The organism is Clostridium cellulovorans 743B, from assembly GCF_000145275.1.
GTDB lineage: Bacteria > Bacillota > Clostridia > Clostridiales > Clostridiaceae > Clostridium_K > Clostridium_K cellulovorans.
Genome location: NC_014393.1, coordinates 4,686,745 through 4,704,424 on the forward strand (window position 1 = coordinate 4,686,745; position 17,680 = coordinate 4,704,424).

Genomic DNA, 17,680 nt, shown 5'->3' on the forward strand with positions numbered 1-17,680 from the left:
AGCTATTGCAAATTGGAATTAATCTAAGAACCTACAAATTCACCACCATCAACATGAATAGTTTGGCCTGTCATATAAGAAGCATCATCTGAAGCAAGAAAAACATAGGCACCAGCTACTTCAACAGGCTGACCTGCTCTTCCCATTGCATTATCTGCTCCAAACTTACTTATAGTTTCCTCTTTAAAAGAGGAAACTATAAGAGGTGTCCATATTGGTCCTGGAGCCACTGCATTAACTCTTATTTTCTTACTGATTAAAGATTTTGCTAATGATCTAGTAAATGTAGTCATAGCTCCTTTAGTCATGGAATAATCTATTAATGTTTCATGTCCATTATATGCCACTATTGATGTAGTGTTTATAATGCTATCTCCTTTTGTAAGGTGTGGAAGTATTGCTTTAGTCATAAAGAAATGACCATAAATATTTGTCTTCATTGTATTGTCAAACTGCTCACTAGTTATATCCTCCAAAGCTTGAGCTTCAAACTGAATAGCAGCATTATTAACTAGAATATTTATTTTGCCAAATTCCTTAATAGTTTTTTCAGCTACTTCCTTTGCAAAGTTTTCATTCTTAATATCTCCTGCAATCAAAATGCATCTTCTACCTTCTGCTTCGACTTCTTTTTTTGTTTCTTCAGCATCTGCATTTTCATTTAAATATACAATTGCAATATCTGCGCCTTCTTTTGCAAAAGCAACTGCCACAGCGCGTCCAATTCCGCTATCTCCTCCAGATATAACAGCAATTCTATCCTTAAGCTTACCTGTCTTTACTGTATACATAGGTGACTTATATACAGGTTTCTTTTTCATTTCACCTTCAAACCCTGGTTGATGATTTTGCTGTTCACCTTGAAATTCCTTTGGAAAACTATCTACTATGTCGATTATATTTTCTTTCATACGTACTCCTTCATTGCTGAAAAATTTAATAACACTAGTATTCTCTATTAATAAGAAAATATTCACATTTTATATAAAATAAAAGAAGTTAACTTCCTATAATTTAATATCTTATAGAAAATTAACCTCTATGTTCTAATATTTATTAATATGCTATTACTCTTTTATGTATGAACAGCAGTAATCTGCAACTTCTGTAACTTCTAACTTGAATTTTGAGTTAGCCGGCACTGTAAAAGCATCGCCTTCTTTATATAATGTAAAAGTATTTTCTCCTGGAAGCATAACATTTAAGCTGCCTCCTAAAACTTCCATAACTTCTTTATCACCAGTTCCAAATTCATATTCACCTGGAAGCATTATTCCTAAAGTTTTTCTTTCCCCATTTTCAAACACAACAGTTCTGCTTGTTACCTTACCATCAAAATAAACATTTGCCTTTTTAATCACTGTAACATTATTGAATTCACTCATTTTATAGCCCTCCTTGTATATTTATAGGTATATTATATATTCTACATCACATTTTTTCTATCTATTTATGTAATATTAATTCACTTTTTCTTATATTTATGCTTAAGTTTATCATATTTATTGCTTAATAGAATACCTTTTAAAATACCCTACTTGATTAACTTATAAATAAGTTGATGAATATCTCAAACTTATGATGTATAATTTATGTTACCTATACTTTTACTAGGAGGTCTATATGATCAAAGAAAGAAATATAGCAGTCTCAATTATCCTTTCAATTGTAACCTGCGGAATTTACTACTTTTATTGGATAGCAGCTCTAAGCAATGAATCTTCTATCTATTTAGGTGAAGAACCTTCAGGTGGATTAGAAGTTTTATTCACCTTGCTTACTTGTAATATTTATGGGATTTATTGGGGCTATAAGATGGGACAAAAGTTATATGATGTTCAAGCAAGGACTTCTAACACACCATCTGACGATTCTATGTTATACCTACTATTGAACTTATTTCAATTCCCAATAGTATCACTAGCAATAATGCAATCTAAATTAAATGCCGTAGCATCAAGAAATCCTCAATTTTAAGAAACTGGTGAAGCATTAAATTCGCTTCACCAGTTTTTTAATAAGCTTAGAAATTTAAAATTTTATGAATATATTATTATTCTAAAAAATATAATATATCGATTGTAATTTATTAGGAGGAATTTATGTTCAAAGAAAGAAACATAGCAGTCGCAATTATCCTCACAATTATAACTTTTGGTATTTACGGATTGTATTGGATGGCAGCTTTAAGTAACGAGTCTTCTCGATATTTAAGTAAAGAATCTTCGGGTGGTCTTGAAGTCTTATTCACATTAATTACTTGTGGCATTTATGGTATCTATTGGAATTATAAAATGGGAAAGAAGTTATATGGTGTTCAAGCAAAAACTTCTACTTCCCCATCAGATGACTCTATCTTATATTTACTTTTAAGTATATTTGGTCTTTCCATAATATCACTAGCTATAATGCAATCTAAAGTTAATGACTTAGGATCAAGTAACTCTCAATTCTAAAAAAACACTGGGGAAGCGCTAACTACGCTTCCCCAGTGTTTTTTGATTATATGTTCACTCTGTAAAAGTATTTTCAAAGATAAAAATCAATAATTACAAAACCTATATATAACATATTTCTTTATGTTTATAAACTTTAATTTATAATTATTCTTCATAAATCAATTTATGATAGAATTAGTTATAATAAACCATTTATTGCTGAATTAAATTTATATGAAAAAGCTATGATTTTGTTTCTAAGGAGGAATTTATTTGGATTTAAAAAAACTTATAGTTTTAATTATTTTCTTCATATTTGGAGGGCTAAGTATTTCTTATTACATAGGCTTAATATCATATACACCCAATATGTCATTTTCACGCTTTTGGTTAATTCTAGGTATTGTCCTAATTGTCATGGGATTCTTTTATTTAAAGTTTGATACAAAATTATTAAGCTATATTCCAAAAAAGTTTCTCATCATATTCACAAGCTTTCTGATTATTGGCTTCTCTTTCTTCCTTGTTACAGAAGCTTTCATTTATAAAACTGGAAGTGAGAAAGATAACACACCTACTGATTATGTTGTTGTTTTAGGTGCTGGTCTTATAGGCGATAGAATTTCTACCTCTTTACAATTAAGACTTGATGCGGCTCTAGAATTCCATTCTATTCATCCAGAAATCCCTATTATAGTATCAGGTGGACAAGGACCTGATGAACTTCTTAGTGAAGCAAGAGCTATGAAGGACTATTTAATAGAAAAAGGTATAGATCCAAACCTTATAACGATGGAAGATAAATCTACTAGTACTTATGAAAATTTTATGTTCTCAAAAGAATTAATTAGCAATAAATGTAGTAAAACCCCTATAAAAGTTACAGTTATCACAAATAACTTTCATCAATTTAGGGCTAATATGATAGCAAAAGCGCAAGGCTTTGAGGTACATGGCTACCCTGGTTCTTGTCATCCATATTCTTCACTGAACTTTCATGTAAGAGAGTTCCCTGGAGTTATAAAAAGCTTCATCTTTGATAGATGAAGCTTTTTATAACTAATTTTATATACTCTTTGTCTAAAATAATTTTTAATCATTAATTTTCTGTGGAATTAGCTTATAACTGTCTGAAATCGATTTTAATCGAAATATCTATTTTTACTTCCACATATTCTTATAATCATTTATATAATGTTCGAAAGACTTTGGATCTGTTCCCATAACCTTCTTAAAATCGTTAGTTACTTTTCTTCCTATTCCTAATCTTGAAGTTATACATAATCTAGTTATTCGTTTTAGTTTTTCTCCTTCAAGACCTTTTTTAACCATCAACTGTTTAAACTCTTTTATCTTAGGGTTTACATATTCAACATTTTTTCCTGCTGTATTTGAAAATATCTCTGCAGCTTCGTGATATGTTATAGCTTCTTTTCCTGTTACTTTATATATCATATTGAAATGTTCATTCTCTTCACAAATCACCCTAGCTGTGAAAGCAGCTACATCTCTTACGTCGATGAAATTAATCTTTGCTTTTCCAGCTGGTATCATTATTTTGCCTTGAACCTTTATTTCATGTCTGTACATTGTATTAAGCTTTTGCATAAAATAGCTTGGTCTTATGATTGTATATGGCACTTCTATTTCCTTAAGGTATTTCTCTATTCTTCTATGTTGAGCTAAAGGATTCTTGTCTATACCTAATATAGATATGAATATAATTTGCAAAACTCCCATTTGCTTTGCTTTATCTATAAAAGGAAATACATGTTCTTTTACATCTATATCTTCTGGTGGTGCTATAATAAGAACTTTTTTTACTCCTTCAAGAGCTTTCTCATAAGTGTCCTTTTCCTTGAAGTCAAAACGTACTAATTCAATTCCTTTTGGCAAGACTTTTCTCGCTTCTCTTAAATCATCTGTAGCACCTCTTACTTCTACTTCATCCATTGAAAGTAGCCTTAAGACCTCAGAACCTATATTACTAGTTGCTCCAGTAACTAAAATTGTATCATACATTTTCTATTCCTCCACTTGTATGTTATTAGTTTTATTACTTGGAAAATGAATGCGCTGTAACATACCATAAAATAAACACAGCTAGTCCAATTTTTTCTTAGGTTTTTTACTAATTATATTTGCCAATTATTAAATAACTCTTAAACAATTTAAAGTTATACATACTTCTTATTAAAAGTATAAGAATAATTCTCATTCTTTAAAGAATAAACGTTTTAATAACACCTTCACAGCTTCACATTTATCCTCATATACTTACATGAATTTTAGATACAACTTCTATATGTAATATCTTCACAGTAAACTTATCCGTTATTATTAAATATAGCTAAACGAGAATAATTAATAATGGCTATAAGTTGTAAACTTTTTCCCCTTTACCGTCAGCATTCGACCTTACAGGGGTATTATACCATATTACCTATTAACTCTTCTACTTTTTTCATAGCTATATTTAAAACTAGCAGCTTGAATTTATTGTGCATTTTTTACATTTTAAGTATAATAAGATTAGCTGTTGTCTATTTCAAAATTACTTATATATTACTAAATACATAAAATAAACCTCTTAGTTTCAATACTATAAATCTTCTAAAGTAAAAAATAAAATTACAATATTTACTAGATTTAATTTCTATAATTAGGTTATATTATATGCATATACAATATGCAACAGATTGGATGTGAGCAAATGTCTTTAATTTTTACTAACTATATATTGGATAATGTTCATGGTTACATTGGACTTACAAAAGCTGAAGCTGAAATCGAAAAACTTCCTATTTTCAAAAGACTTCAATATGTTAAACAACTGGGACTTGCCCACTGGATTTTCCCTGGTTCTGAGCATACTAGATATATACACTCCCTTGGGGTTATGTATATAATCGATGAGATGGCAAAAAAGCTTAATTTTTCTGATGAAGATAGGCAGCTAGTAAGATTATCTGCAATGTTACACGATATTGGGCACTATCCTTTATCACATGTAGGTGAAAAAGCCTATAAAGAAGCTTTAGTAGGTGATAATCAATTAGATGCTCTAAAGTTTAAATCCCTAGGAAAAATTCAGGCTCTAACTGCTTCTAATCCAGTTAATGATGCTCTTAATATACTAAGTCCCGATCCTCTACACCACGAAAATGTAGGTATTAGTATCTTAAAGAATAGCTCTGCTATAATTTCTATAATAAATAAGTATTGTTCTTATATCGATATGGATGATTTATATACAATAGTCTCTGGAGATTACAGCGCGACCGAAAAGAAACCGCAACTTTCGCCAATGATCCAATTATTACATTCGGAATTTGATGCAGATAAAATAGACTATCTTTTGAGAGATGCGACCTTCTCAGGTGCTAATTATGGACGCTTTGAACTAGGAACTTTGATTAAAAACCTTAGAATGAAAAAGCATTCAGTCTACGGTATAGACATAGTAGGTGTTAAAGAGAAGGGCATAGGTGCTGCAGATCAATTTTTAATTAATAGACATTTCTCATATCGAGAGATTATTTATAATAAAAAAGTAAACGTAATTGCTATAATGGCGCAAACTGTTATGAACTATATAATCTATAGTAATGACATAGTAGGCTTTCCCAACAAAGAGACATTCTTAAATAATATGCAAAACCACGAGAAAAATTCAAAATTTTTAGGTTTCACGGATCAATACTTTATCAATTTTCTATATCATATAGATACAAAAAACCCAAAACTCCCTTACGCTATAAGCAAAATGATTAGTAACTTAAAAACCTTCAGTAGCCTAAAGTTAGCAAGTACACCTATATCATTATCTGGTTTTGATAGCTTAGAGCTACAAAATAAACTTAAACAGACAGATCTTTATAAACGTATATCTAACAAGGATTATTGTCATGAAAACAAAGTTGCTATAGTCAATGAAATATCTATTACTCCTAATGTTCCAATTGAAAAATTTAAAGCTTCTTACGAAAAAGAAAAATTTAAATTACCAATTGAACATTACTTAAGTGAAAGACTACAAAACGGTCTTGCAATAATAGAAGATGATGTAGATCCTTATTTACTTGTAGATTCTCCTTATTCTCTTGTTAAAGATCTTAGCAATAACAAAATCGTAAACCTTAGAGAATATATTTTATAGCTTATATGTAATAAAGGATGTCCATCTTGTAGTTATAAAAAACTAACTACTGGACATCCTTGTTATTTTCTTCTTAATATGCGTTTTTATCTCCAAACAAAACCAAAAATGTTTTTAATATAAGTTTCAGATCCAGCAATAAACTTCTTTCTCTTATATATTTTAAATCAAGCTCTATCCACTCTTCAAAACCTATACTACTTCTTCCCATAACCTGCCAGTAGCAAGTTAATCCAGGTCTTACTAATAACTTATCTCTTTGTCTATAATTAAATTTTGCAACTTCCCTTGGTAAATTAGGTCTTGGTCCAACTAATGACATCTCACCTTTCAAAATATTAAATAATTGCGGTAACTCGTCAAGGCTTGTCTTTCTGATAAATTTACCAACCTTTGTTACTCTAGGATCTTCCTTCATTTTAAACATAGGTCCAGACATTTCATTTTTATCAGCAAGCTTGTCTAATAATTTTTCAGCATTTACTACCATTGATCTAAATTTATACATTTTGAACACTTTCCCGTTTTTCCCAACTCTCTCTTGAGAAAAAAATACAGGACCTCTTGATTCTATTTTTATAGCTATTGAAATTGCTATTATAAGTGGTAAAAGCAATATAGTAGCTACTAGAGAAACAGCTATGTCCATAAATTTCTTAATAGCAAAATAATATCTAGGCATCTGCACATCAATACTTTTTCTCTGTTGTAATTCATTTGCATCAACTACAATTAGATTATCGTCATCCTCAAATTCAGCAATATATTTCTCCATTGGCTATCCCCCTACACTTTGGCTATCAAAATAATTATAACACTTTAATTAATGATTAATCAAATATTATGATTAATATTAATCAATAGCTAAACTTTGTATTATGATTTGTTTAACTTAATTTCTTATAAAATAGTCTAACCGTATGTAAGAAAAGATGCAATGATTTATTTTTGCATCTTCTCTCTATATATTTCTATATATGAAAATGTTAGAAAATATATTACTTAAATCTCGGAATATCAAACTCTAAAACCGGATTATCCATTTGATTTACCAATTTAGCAATATTATACGTCTGCTTTCTAGCCCACAATACATCTGTAGCATATTGATGCCAATTTTTTGCAAAATCCCATCTCATTTTGTATAGTGTGTTTTGGTTAAAAGTTGGATCATTAATATATCCATCTCCAATCCACTTAGCTCCCCCTGTTATTGCAGCATCCACAGTAGTCCATCCATTTTTATATGCTGCCGTTGTTCCAGTAATCAATGGTCTATTAGGGAAATGAGGCATATCATCAAAAGCGCCAATCCCATACATATTATATACAGTCACTGGTGCAGGCAATTTAATCATTTTATAACCAACAAGATATTCCTTTTTTACACCATTTTCTAAAAAAGTTTCATAAACAGGGCTATTTAAATCTGCTATCTCTGTTATAGTAGTTCCAATAGATAGTTGAGACTTTCCATACCCAGTTTCTAATAATGCATGAGATACTAAATAAATAGGATTTACATTAAATGCTCTACCACCATTTAAAAAAGCTTGTCCTTTTCCTTGAAGTACTCCAGCTGTAGTTAATGTTTTATTCAAATTATCTGCATTTATTCCTTCTGTAAAATTAAGTTTCATAAACATAAATACAGCATTAGGATCATTTATTGATGTGTTAGGATTCATTTCATTATATATCTCAGTTCTTGTAGCTGGTCTTGACCCGCTTGATAGCCATATAGGTGGCTTCTTTGCTACTTGAAGGTTTACATAATAATCTAATGTATTAGCGTAGTTTGTAAAAACTACTTTTCCTTTAGATGCGATAGTTCTCTCTACCGCACAGCTTGTCCCATCCTTACCAATAGCAACAACCTTAATGATATGATCTCCAACTAAAACACCAGTAGTATCAAGAGTTGCAGAATATCCACTTATATTAGCGTCCGTGTAATTTTTGCTAGCAAAAGCTGCCCCTACATCTGGCCTTGATAATCCGACAGTTGCATTTGCCTTTAACTGATTATCCAGATATATTTGAACTGATGAAATACCTGTGGCATTTAATGCCCATCCACTTACTGTAATACTTGATGATGATACTAATTGATTATTAATAGGTGTATCTATAAAGGTTTGTCCATCAGGCTTGTTAACTGTTAGTTTATACTCACGTTTTGTTATTGTCCCATCATTTCCTATAGCTTCTAGCGTAATTTGTCTAATTCCTCTTGCTACTTTATTTATATCAAAATATAAACTATATCCTGAAGTAGTTCCCCCTACATATCCTGGGAACGCTGCATCTACGTCTGGTCTTGAAATTGATGGTTTTGTTGTATTAAATAAATTACCATCTACATAAACATTAACAGCTTTTACTCCACTTGGACTCAACGCCCATCCTACTATATTAAAACTTCTATTATAGTTTATTCCACCACTAAAATTATCTGCCACAATATAGGAGCTTGGCTTATTCATTGTAATATTTCTAGTGGCTTTTCCTAAAATACCTGTATTGCCGATAGCTTCAACAGTTACTGTGTGAGCACCTGGACTTATAATATTCCTATCAATAACTAACTTATACCCTGAATTTGCTCCATTAATATAACCTGGATTAACTTTTTCAACGTCTGGTCTTGATAAACCTAACGTAGCACTTTTAATATATTTCCCATCAACATATACTTTAACCTCTTTAACACCGTCTGGATTTAGTGCCCATCCACTTACCACAAAGTCTGTATTATTGATTTTTGAATTTTCATATGGTAAATCAATGCATGTTAATGCTACAGGTGCTTTGTAAGTTATATTGGTATTCTTGGAAACCTTAGTTCCATCAACACCAATAGCTTCTACAGTTATTACATTGTTTCCTTCAAGAAGTAAGCTTTTATTAATTGAATAATTAAATCCACTATTACTTACACCCTTATAATTAGGATAAACCTTAGCTACATCTGGCCTAGCTACCATTGTAGCATCGCCAAGAATTTTCCCATTTAATGATATAGTAACTTTTTGTAGTCCAGATGGATTAATAGCCCATCCTCCAACAAATACATTTTGATTTTGAATTATTGAGTTAATCGCTGGTATATCAATAGTTGTAATTCTAAAGTTATCCTTAACATTTAGTTTAACTTGTGTTCTAGATGTCTTTTTATCTTTAGAAACAACTTCCACATCAATTACACCTGTACTTCCTAAAAACTTACTTTTAGGTATTTCTATACTATATCCTGAATTATTACTATCATCATATAAAGGAAAAGCTTTAGCTACATCTGCTCTAGACATCCCATAAGCAGCCTTACCTACGAAGTCACCATTAACAAAAACGTTAACAGCTTCTACTCCTTCCTGTGCTAATGCCCATCCAGCGATAGTTATTTTATCATTTGAAACCGTACTATTATTAATTGGTGTATCTACACATACTAAATTTGATAAACTTGGAACATTCATCGAAATCTTTCTTGTAGTTGCAACGCCATCATTTCCAGTTGAAATCACCTTGACTTCGTTTATTCCTTTAACAAGCTTGTCTTTAGAGACAACAAAAGAATATCCAGATTTATCTGACCCTGGATATCCTGGATATACCTTAGCAACATCAGGTCTTGCACCATTAATTATAGCATTCCCAACTAGTACGTTATTAATATATACCTTAACATCTTTTACCCCTGAACTACTTAAGCTCCAACCTGATACAGTAAAATCCTTTTTACCCATTTGTATTCCATCAGTAGGTTGATCTATAAAAACTATTGGACTAAGTTGTGCAACCATAGCCTTTACTGAACTTACCTCTGCAACAGCTATATTATTAGCATCATAACTAACAAATGTAGCAGTCCCTATCGCACATATGACGGCTATTATCATAGCCTTGCTCTTTCTTATCATCCTTCTCCCTCCTTATACTATCATCTTATTTTACACTACAATTCCCGATTCTTCTACCAAAACCTAGTAAATTATTGAGAAAAACTCTTCTATATAAAGAAATAACATATCATCTACTCATTTAAAGAAGATTTTCTATAGAACTTAATAAGAATGAATATATCAGTAAAATAAATATCAACCTTGGTTTTTTTACAACCTTTTTCTCCCTCAAATTTATTATCTCTATACAATTGTGTTTCCTAATTAAATCATTAATATAATATTTCTGTATACTCCATTTACCTACAAATAATTATTTTACTATTCTTTATTTTCATCGTAGTAAAATCCAACATGTTTATACTTTACAAATTATTTTTCTAAACTTTCTTTCACTTCGTATAGAATTTATCTCTTTTATAACTTTTACATACGACTCAAAAATGATAAACTAACTTATAGATATAATAAAATATTTAAACTAAAAAGCTATGTACAATATTATAAAAATAAAACTTTTTGACCTTATTCTTCATTTTATGATTACAAATATAAATATTTGTTAATATATTTATATATAAGTTAAAACTTGATGTATAATTAAAATGACACTCTAAATTTTCGATTTAGGCAGTGAAGCTTACTCACCAGTTTCAACTGGGGGGAGTTTGCTTTTATATTATATAGATTTGACCTATATTTATACATTTAATACATATACTGTTTATGAAATCAATGTAGATCTTTAATAAAGATATAACCTTTAAATTTATGTTTTTCTATAAATTTCGAGATTGGGAGGGTTAATTGAAATGGACGAAAAATATACAATAGATTTTACTAAACTAAAGAAGTTTTTAATAGTACTCATCTTATTATTCTTAGGCTTATTTATATTGTTTAAGTCTATGTATTATTTAGCTCCCTTTGTGGTAGCATTAATACTTTCATTAATGATTGAGCCTTTTGTTAAGTTCTTAGGCGATACCTTAAAACTAAAAAGAGCCATATCATCTGCAATCGGAGTCCTTATGGTATTATCAGTATTTGGTGGACTTTTGGCTCTAATTATCTCTAAACTTGTAAGAGAACTAATTTCATTATCAGATGTCCTTCCAGACCTCATCAAAAATGCATATGAGAATATAATGGCTATAAATTCTGATAGCTTCTTTGACAAGTGGCTGCCAAAGAAAATTTCATATGACTTTAGTAATATTACCGACACACTATATTCATCACTATCTAGTTTTGCTAACCCCTTAGCAAAAGGTATTTTTAGTACTGCATCAGCGTTACCTAATATGTTTATATTCCTTATCGTTATGGTGATTGGAACTTATTTTATTTCTAGTAGCAAACATGATATTATTAATCTTATTAACAAGCATTTACCTAAAACTTGGTTATCAAGTCTTAACAAATCAAAAGATGGTGTATTTAGCTCATTAAGTAGGCTATTAAAGGGATATTTAATTATACTTACTATAACTTTTATCGAATTGCTTATAGGCTTTAACATAATAGGCGTAAAATATGCCTCTGCTCTTGCATTAATAATAAGTGTATTCGATATACTACCATTGATAGGATCAGGACTTTTTTTGATACCTTGGGCTATTTATAGCGTCATAACAGGGGCTACAACTCTTGGAATTAGACTTTTTATACTTTATATTGTAATACTCATAATTAGACAACTTATAGAACCTAAAATTATCGGTGCTCAAATAGGTCTACATCCGCTAGCTACATTGATAAGTATGTATACAGGATTTAGTCTCTTAGGCGGCGCAGGCATCTTCTTAGGCCCTATAATTCTCCTTATCACAAAAGCGGTTCTATCTACAATATATAGAGGGTTAACTTTCAAAGAGATTTTCTTGAAATGTGAATCTACTGATAATAAAACAAAAACTCAAACCTAAATAAAATCACTTAATTGACGAAATATCAGTTTTGCCTTATATGTTATACATATCTTCAAATAAAAATCTCCCCATAAGATAACATAAAATTAAATTTCTATGTTTATCCTATGGGGAATAATTTTAACCTAGTTATAGTTATTAGCAGCACTATATTTCGCAAAATTCTACAAAAATATATATTGCAATAAAAACTTGCTGCTGCCTTTATAACTTGTTCATCCATGTGAACTTAGTAAATTGAAAACTTAAAACTCATATATAAATAAAAAGCCGACATTTAAGTCGGCAATTACTATCAAGTATAGAGGGGACTATACTGATTCCTGCTTCAAGAAATTGACATTGCGAATGTATCGATTCCATCATATTTCTTACAAGCATTTACAACCTTATTATATATTATCTGGAATCGTTTTGACAACCCTTTCACCGATTTTTCTGCAAGTTCTGAGTTTATTTTTAAAATTACAATAAGTATTTCTAATGCATACTATATAGAAATCAAAAATTTACCTATATTTATTTGTTATTTCATCTATTCTTCTTAATTCATTTTCAGTAAAATCTAAGTTATCAAGTGCTTTTACGTTTTCTTCTATCTGAGTTACTTTACTTGCACCAATTAATGCAGAAGTAACAATTCCTTTTCTCAACACCCATGCCAATGACATCTGAGCAAGAGATTGATTTCTCTCTTTTGCTACCTCATTAAGCTCTTTTGCAAGATTTATTCTATTCTCTGTTATATCTTTCTCATGCAAAAACCTAGAGTTCGCATTAAATGCTCTTGAATCCTTAGGAATACCATTTAGATATTTATCCGTCAAGGTTCCTTGAGCTAATGGAAGAAATGCTATAGTTCCAACCTCTTCTTCTTTTAACACGTCTTGTAACCCGCCTTCAATCCATCTATCTACTATAGAATATGATGGTTGATGAATAATTATTGGGGTCTTCAATTCCTTTAGAATCTTTACTGCTTCTTTTGTTTGATCTGCATTGTAATTTGATAATCCTACATATAAAGCTTTTCCCTGTCTAACAATATGGTCAAGAGCAAGCATAGTTTCTTCAATTGGAGTTTCAGGGTCAGGTCTATGATGATAAAAGATATCAACATAATCTAATTCCATTCTTTTTAGACTTTGGTCTAAGCTAGAAATCAAATATTTTCTTGATCCGAAATCACCATATGGTCCTGGCCACATATCATACCCAGCCTTAGTAGATATAACAAGTTCATCCCTATAACCTTGAAAATCTTTCTTTAGTATTTTAGCAAAGGTTTCTTCTGCACTTCCATATGGAGGTCCATAATTATTTGCTAAATCAAAATGTGTTATCCCTAAATCGAAAGCTGTTCTTATTAATTCTCTACTATTCTCGAATACATCTTTACCACCAAAATTATGCCAAAGCCCTAAAGATATAGCCGGAAGCTTTAATCCGCTTCTTCCACATCTATTATATATCATTGTGTCATATCTCTTCTCATTTGGAATATAAGTCATGTGATCTCCTCCTTGATTTTTTTGTAATTTAACCTTAATAATAACAGAGTTATTCACAAATTCCACAGTATTATCAACAAGTTATCAACACATATTGGGAATAACTCTGAAAGTTATCCACATTACACTGCTTTTAACACAGCAAATTGTGAATTGTATAAATGATAATAATAACCTTGTTGTTCCATTAACTCGTCATGATTTCCTGCTTCTGCTATTACCCCATCATTAACATACATTATCTTTGTTGAATTTTTAATTGTTGATAATCTATGTGCAATAATAAATGAAGTTCTTCCCTTAAGCAACCTTTGTAGTCCTTCTTGAAGTGCTAATTCTGTTTTTGTATCTATACTAGAAGTTGCTTCATCAAGAATTAAAATTCTTGGATCAGCAAGCAATGCTCTGGCGAAAGAAATCAGTTGTCTTTGCCCTGCTGAAAGCCTACTTCCTCGCTCATTTACTTCTGTATTATAACCATCCTTTAGCTCTATTATGAAATCATGAGCCCTAACAGCTTTTGCTGCTTCAATTACTTCTTCATCTGTAGCATCTAATTTTCCATATCTAATATTGTCCATTATAGTTCCAGCAAAAATAAATGTATCTTGAAGCATTACCCCCATTTGAGTTCTTAAAGAATTCAATGTAACCTTACTTATGTCATGGCCATCTATTAATATTTCACCAGCTGAAACATCATAAAAACGGCTTAGCAAACTTATAATAGTAGTTTTTCCTGCTCCAGTTGGACCAACTAATGCAATACTGTCTCCTGGATTTACTGAAAAATTAATACCCTTAAGTATTTCCTTATCATCTTCATATCTAAACAATACATCATTAAAATCAACTTTACCTTTTACAATTGGTAATTCATAAGCATCCTTAGCATCTACAATTTCTGGCTCTATATCCATGGTTTCAAAGATTCTTTCAAGATATGCTACTGCATTTATCAATGCATTGTAGAAGTTACATATAGTTATTATAGGATTCCAGAACCTCCAAAGATATGCTATAAAAGCAATTAGAACACCTACTGTAACCCCTTGGTTAACACCTACTCCTAAAACAAAAATACCATAGCCATATACCATTGAAGCCGTAATAGTTGAAACATTTTCTACTGTTGGCCAAAGAAGAAATTGTATCTTAACTGCATTTAACCAAGATGTTCTATATTGATTACAAACATCTCTAAAGATTTTTAAGTTTTCTTCTTCTCTCGCAAAGGATTGAGTGATTCTGATACCTGCAATACTTTCATGGATATACGCATTCATATTTGATTGTTTGCTACTCAATAACTGGAATGCCTTTCTCTGAGCATTTTTCAGTAAAATGACTATTATAAGTAATATAGGTACTCCAATCATGCAAACCATTGTAAGTTTTGGATTAATAATCAACATAAAACCTAAAGCAATAAACAAACTTACTATGTCTGTAACTAAATTCACTAATCCATTAGATAATATATCACTTAAGGAGTTAACATAGTTAACAACTCTAACTAATATTTTTCCATGAGGTCTACTATCATAAAAGGTAAATGGCAACTTCTGCAGGTGAGTAAATAAGTCTCTCCTCAAAGTTACAAGTATACTTTGTCCAACTCTATTCATAGTCCTTATTCTATATTTCATACATAAAGCTATCACTAATAAAGATAACAAAAATATAACTGCAAGCTTTATTAGTCCCTTAACATCTCCTGCTGGAATTTTATCATCCATAGCAATCTTCACTAAATATGGCCCAAGTAATGTAGCCATATTTGATAACACCATCAATAGCACAGTAAAAAACATCGTTTTTCTATAGGGTCTTATATAAGTAAATAATCTTTTTAAGTGTTTTAGATTAAATTCACTTTCTAATTCTTCATCTACGTCAAATTTGTTTCTTGCCATTATCCCACCTCCTTAACCTTGTCGAAATCACCAAATTGATTTACATAAACACTATGGTAATATCCCTTTTGTCTCAATAACTCATCGTGATTTCCTCTCTCAACAATCTTTCCGTTATCTAATACTAAAATTATATCTGCATTTTTAACTGAGGATATTCTATGCGCTATTATAAAAGTAGTCTTCTCTTTATTAACTTTATCTAATTGCTTCTGAATTTCATATTCTGTTTCCATATCTACAGCAGAAGTAGTATCATCTAGAATTAATATAGAAGGATTCTTAAGAAGTGCCCTAGCTAGTGATATTCTTTGCTTTTGACCACCAGAAAGCCCAACCCCTCTTTCACCTACTATCGTGTCATATCCTTCTGGCATTTGTGATATGAATCCATGAGCTCCAGCCATCGCTGATACTTTTTCAATAGTTTCAAATGATACATATGGATCTCCAAAAGCTATGTTTCCTTCAATGGTATCAGAAAATAAGAAAACATCTTGCATTGACATAGCTATATTATCTCTTAGACTTTTTAAGTTCCACTTTTTAATATCTTTTTTATCTATAAGTATATTTCCTGACGTTGCATCATAGAATCTACATATTAAATTTACTAATGTAGATTTTCCTGCTCCTGTTGGCCCTAAAATAGCAACAGTTTGTCCTGGTTTCGCAGTAAAATTGATATTTTTTAATACAGGACCATCTTCATATTCAAAGCAAACATCTTTAAAATCAACTTGACCTTTTATCTCTTGTATCTCATCTTTTTCATCTTCACTCTTTATATTTGGCTCTTCTGAAAGCATCTCTCTAATCTTATAAGAAGATGCTACGAATCTTTGATAATCATTAATTAGTGGACCAACCATACGCATAGGGTTATTTAACGCCCATAAATATCCATTAAATACAACCAACTCTCCAATAGTCATTGACTTATTTATAACCATTATTCCACCGACAAGCATCATTATAATTGATAATGAACCTGCAAAAAAATCTAGTACTGGAAGATATTTTTCCCATAACTTTGCTGATTCTATGTTCTTATCCATATAATCTTGGTTATGTTTATCAAACTTTTCTATTTCATACCCTTCCTTAGCAAAAGCCTTTACAACTCTATTTCCACTTATATTTTCCTCTACAAAAGAATTTAATCTTGAAAAACTTTCCCTTATGTGATAAAACATAGGTCTTACCTTGGATGTCATATTATAAGCTATAATCCCGATTACAGGCGTAACTATAATTAATGCTACTGTAAGTTTTATATTAATAATTCCCATCATCACCACAGCAAAAATAAATATCATCGCATTCTCAAAAATATTATAGATTACCCACGCAACAAAATGTCTAAGTGCATCCATATCACCAGTCATTCTTGCCATTATATCACCAGTTCTATGTTGTTTAAAATATTCGAAGTCTAAACTTTGAAGTTTTATATATAAATCATCTCTAAGTTTATATATGGCATCTTGCGAAACATACTCAAATAACATCTGAAAGGTATATCTTATAATTGACTTAATAAGCATTACTCCAATCATAATACCTATAATAGGAACAAGCATATTAGTTTTTCCTTCTCCTATAACTTCATCAACGATTTTTCCTGAAAAATAAGGATTTACCATAGTCATGGCTGCTGCTACTAAAACCATAATTAATGCAAAACAAAATTTAAACTTATACTTATTAACATAACTCCATATCCATCTAAAACTCTCCATCCCCTATCTCCTTTCCATGTATCGGTGCTACAATTTTTCATTAATTTAATAATGAATCCATGTTTATTATCACGCAAT

At 30.6% G+C, this 17,680-nt stretch carries 13 protein-coding genes; 5 read left to right on the forward strand and 8 right to left on the reverse strand.

Annotation, left to right across the window (positions count from 1 at the left end; translation table 11 throughout):
• Positions 1 to 23: 23 nt before the first annotated feature.
• Positions 24 to 911, reverse strand: coding sequence for an SDR family oxidoreductase (locus CLOCEL_RS19485; protein ID WP_010073901.1), 888 nt, complete (start codon positions 909 to 911; stop codon positions 24 to 26).
• 156 nt (positions 912 to 1,067) lie between these two features.
• Positions 1,068 to 1,385 (reverse strand): pyrimidine/purine nucleoside phosphorylase, encoded by a 318-nt coding sequence (ppnP, locus tag CLOCEL_RS19490; RefSeq protein WP_010073902.1) that lies wholly within the window; start codon positions 1,383 to 1,385, stop codon positions 1,068 to 1,070.
• Positions 1,386 to 1,623: 238 nt separating this feature from the next.
• On the opposite strand from ppnP, the gene CLOCEL_RS19495 reads away from it, so the two are divergent.
• The 3 genes from CLOCEL_RS19495 to CLOCEL_RS22105 all read left to right on the forward strand — a co-directional run bounded on the left by CLOCEL_RS19495 (position 1,624) and on the right by CLOCEL_RS22105 (position 3,485).
• The gene (locus CLOCEL_RS19495; RefSeq protein ID WP_010073903.1) at positions 1,624 to 1,977 is read left to right on the forward strand and encodes a DUF4234 domain-containing protein; all 354 of its coding nucleotides are present in this window, start codon (positions 1,624 to 1,626) and stop codon (positions 1,975 to 1,977) included.
• A 125-nt stretch (positions 1,978 to 2,102) separates the two neighbouring features.
• Complete coding sequence (locus CLOCEL_RS19500) at positions 2,103 to 2,456, forward strand: DUF4234 domain-containing protein (RefSeq protein ID WP_010073904.1); 354 nt, start codon at positions 2,103 to 2,105, stop codon at positions 2,454 to 2,456.
• Between the two features lie 255 nt (positions 2,457 to 2,711).
• A complete protein-coding gene (locus tag CLOCEL_RS22105; protein WP_013291951.1) occupies positions 2,712 to 3,485 on the forward strand; it encodes a YdcF family protein in 774 nt (257 codons plus the stop codon).
• Between the two features lie 114 nt (positions 3,486 to 3,599).
• Here CLOCEL_RS22105 and CLOCEL_RS19510 read toward each other — a convergent pair whose 3' ends face one another.
• On the reverse strand, positions 3,600 to 4,460 hold the full coding sequence (locus CLOCEL_RS19510) for an NmrA family NAD(P)-binding protein (protein ID WP_010073906.1): 861 nt from the start codon (positions 4,458 to 4,460) through the stop codon (positions 3,600 to 3,602).
• 691 nt (positions 4,461 to 5,151) lie between these two features.
• Between CLOCEL_RS19510 and CLOCEL_RS19515 the strand changes: the two genes are divergently transcribed.
• The gene (locus tag CLOCEL_RS19515; protein WP_010073907.1) at positions 5,152 to 6,597 is read left to right on the forward strand and encodes an HD domain-containing protein; all 1,446 of its coding nucleotides are present in this window, start codon (positions 5,152 to 5,154) and stop codon (positions 6,595 to 6,597) included.
• Between the two features lie 73 nt (positions 6,598 to 6,670).
• Here CLOCEL_RS19515 and CLOCEL_RS19520 read toward each other — a convergent pair whose 3' ends face one another.
• Together CLOCEL_RS19520 and CLOCEL_RS19525 are read right to left on the reverse strand one after the other, a co-directional pair.
• Positions 6,671 to 7,372, reverse strand: coding sequence for a sugar transferase (locus tag CLOCEL_RS19520; protein ID WP_010073908.1), 702 nt, complete (start codon positions 7,370 to 7,372; stop codon positions 6,671 to 6,673).
• Positions 7,373 to 7,595: 223 nt separating this feature from the next.
• Positions 7,596 to 10,520 (reverse strand): Ig-like domain-containing protein, encoded by a 2,925-nt coding sequence (locus CLOCEL_RS19525; protein WP_010073909.1) that lies wholly within the window; start codon positions 10,518 to 10,520, stop codon positions 7,596 to 7,598.
• Positions 10,521 to 11,314: 794 nt separating this feature from the next.
• On the opposite strand from CLOCEL_RS19525, the gene ytvI reads away from it, so the two are divergent.
• Positions 11,315 to 12,430, forward strand: coding sequence for a sporulation integral membrane protein YtvI (gene ytvI, locus CLOCEL_RS19530; RefSeq protein ID WP_010073910.1), 1,116 nt, complete (start codon positions 11,315 to 11,317; stop codon positions 12,428 to 12,430).
• A gap of 512 nt (positions 12,431 to 12,942) precedes the next feature.
• Here the strand turns inward: ytvI and mgrA are convergent.
• The 3 genes from mgrA to CLOCEL_RS19545 form a co-directional block, all read right to left on the reverse strand.
• Complete coding sequence (mgrA, locus tag CLOCEL_RS19535) at positions 12,943 to 13,944, reverse strand: L-glyceraldehyde 3-phosphate reductase (RefSeq protein ID WP_010073911.1); 1,002 nt, start codon at positions 13,942 to 13,944, stop codon at positions 12,943 to 12,945.
• A 122-nt stretch (positions 13,945 to 14,066) separates the two neighbouring features.
• Positions 14,067 to 15,860: an ABC transporter ATP-binding protein gene (locus CLOCEL_RS19540; RefSeq protein WP_010073912.1), complete on the reverse strand. Its 1,794-nt coding sequence runs from the start codon at positions 15,858 to 15,860 to the stop codon at positions 14,067 to 14,069.
• Complete coding sequence (locus tag CLOCEL_RS19545; protein WP_010073913.1) at positions 15,860 to 17,602, reverse strand: ABC transporter ATP-binding protein; 1,743 nt, start codon at positions 17,600 to 17,602, stop codon at positions 15,860 to 15,862. Before CLOCEL_RS19545 ends, CLOCEL_RS19540 begins: the two co-directional genes overlap by 1 nt.
• Positions 17,603 to 17,680 lie beyond the last annotated feature (78 nt).

Bases quoted from the DNA above. Each gene is read 5' to 3' on its own strand.
- ppnP (WP_010073902.1), bottom strand. From the start codon at position 1,385: ATGAGTGAATTCAATAATGTTACAGTGATTAAAAAGGCAAATGTTTAT.
- CLOCEL_RS19515 (WP_010073907.1), top strand. From the start codon at position 5,152: ATGTCTTTAATTTTTACTAACTATATATTGGATAATGTTCATGGTTAC.
- CLOCEL_RS19495 (WP_010073903.1), top strand. From the start codon at position 1,624: ATGATCAAAGAAAGAAATATAGCAGTCTCAATTATCCTTTCAATTGTA.
- CLOCEL_RS19510 (WP_010073906.1), bottom strand. From the start codon at position 4,460: ATGTATGATACAATTTTAGTTACTGGAGCAACTAGTAATATAGGTTCT.
- CLOCEL_RS19485 (WP_010073901.1), bottom strand. From the start codon at position 911: ATGAAAGAAAATATAATCGACATAGTAGATAGTTTTCCAAAGGAATTT.
- mgrA (WP_010073911.1), bottom strand. From the start codon at position 13,944: ATGACTTATATTCCAAATGAGAAGAGATATGACACAATGATATATAAT.
- CLOCEL_RS19525 (WP_010073909.1), bottom strand. From the start codon at position 10,520: ATGATAAGAAAGAGCAAGGCTATGATAATAGCCGTCATATGTGCGATA.
- CLOCEL_RS19500 (WP_010073904.1), top strand. From the start codon at position 2,103: ATGTTCAAAGAAAGAAACATAGCAGTCGCAATTATCCTCACAATTATA.
- CLOCEL_RS19545 (WP_010073913.1), bottom strand. From the start codon at position 17,602: ATGGAGAGTTTTAGATGGATATGGAGTTATGTTAATAAGTATAAGTTT.
- ytvI (WP_010073910.1), top strand. From the start codon at position 11,315: ATGGACGAAAAATATACAATAGATTTTACTAAACTAAAGAAGTTTTTA.
- CLOCEL_RS19520 (WP_010073908.1), bottom strand. From the start codon at position 7,372: ATGGAGAAATATATTGCTGAATTTGAGGATGACGATAATCTAATTGTA.
- CLOCEL_RS19540 (WP_010073912.1), bottom strand. From the start codon at position 15,860: ATGGCAAGAAACAAATTTGACGTAGATGAAGAATTAGAAAGTGAATTT.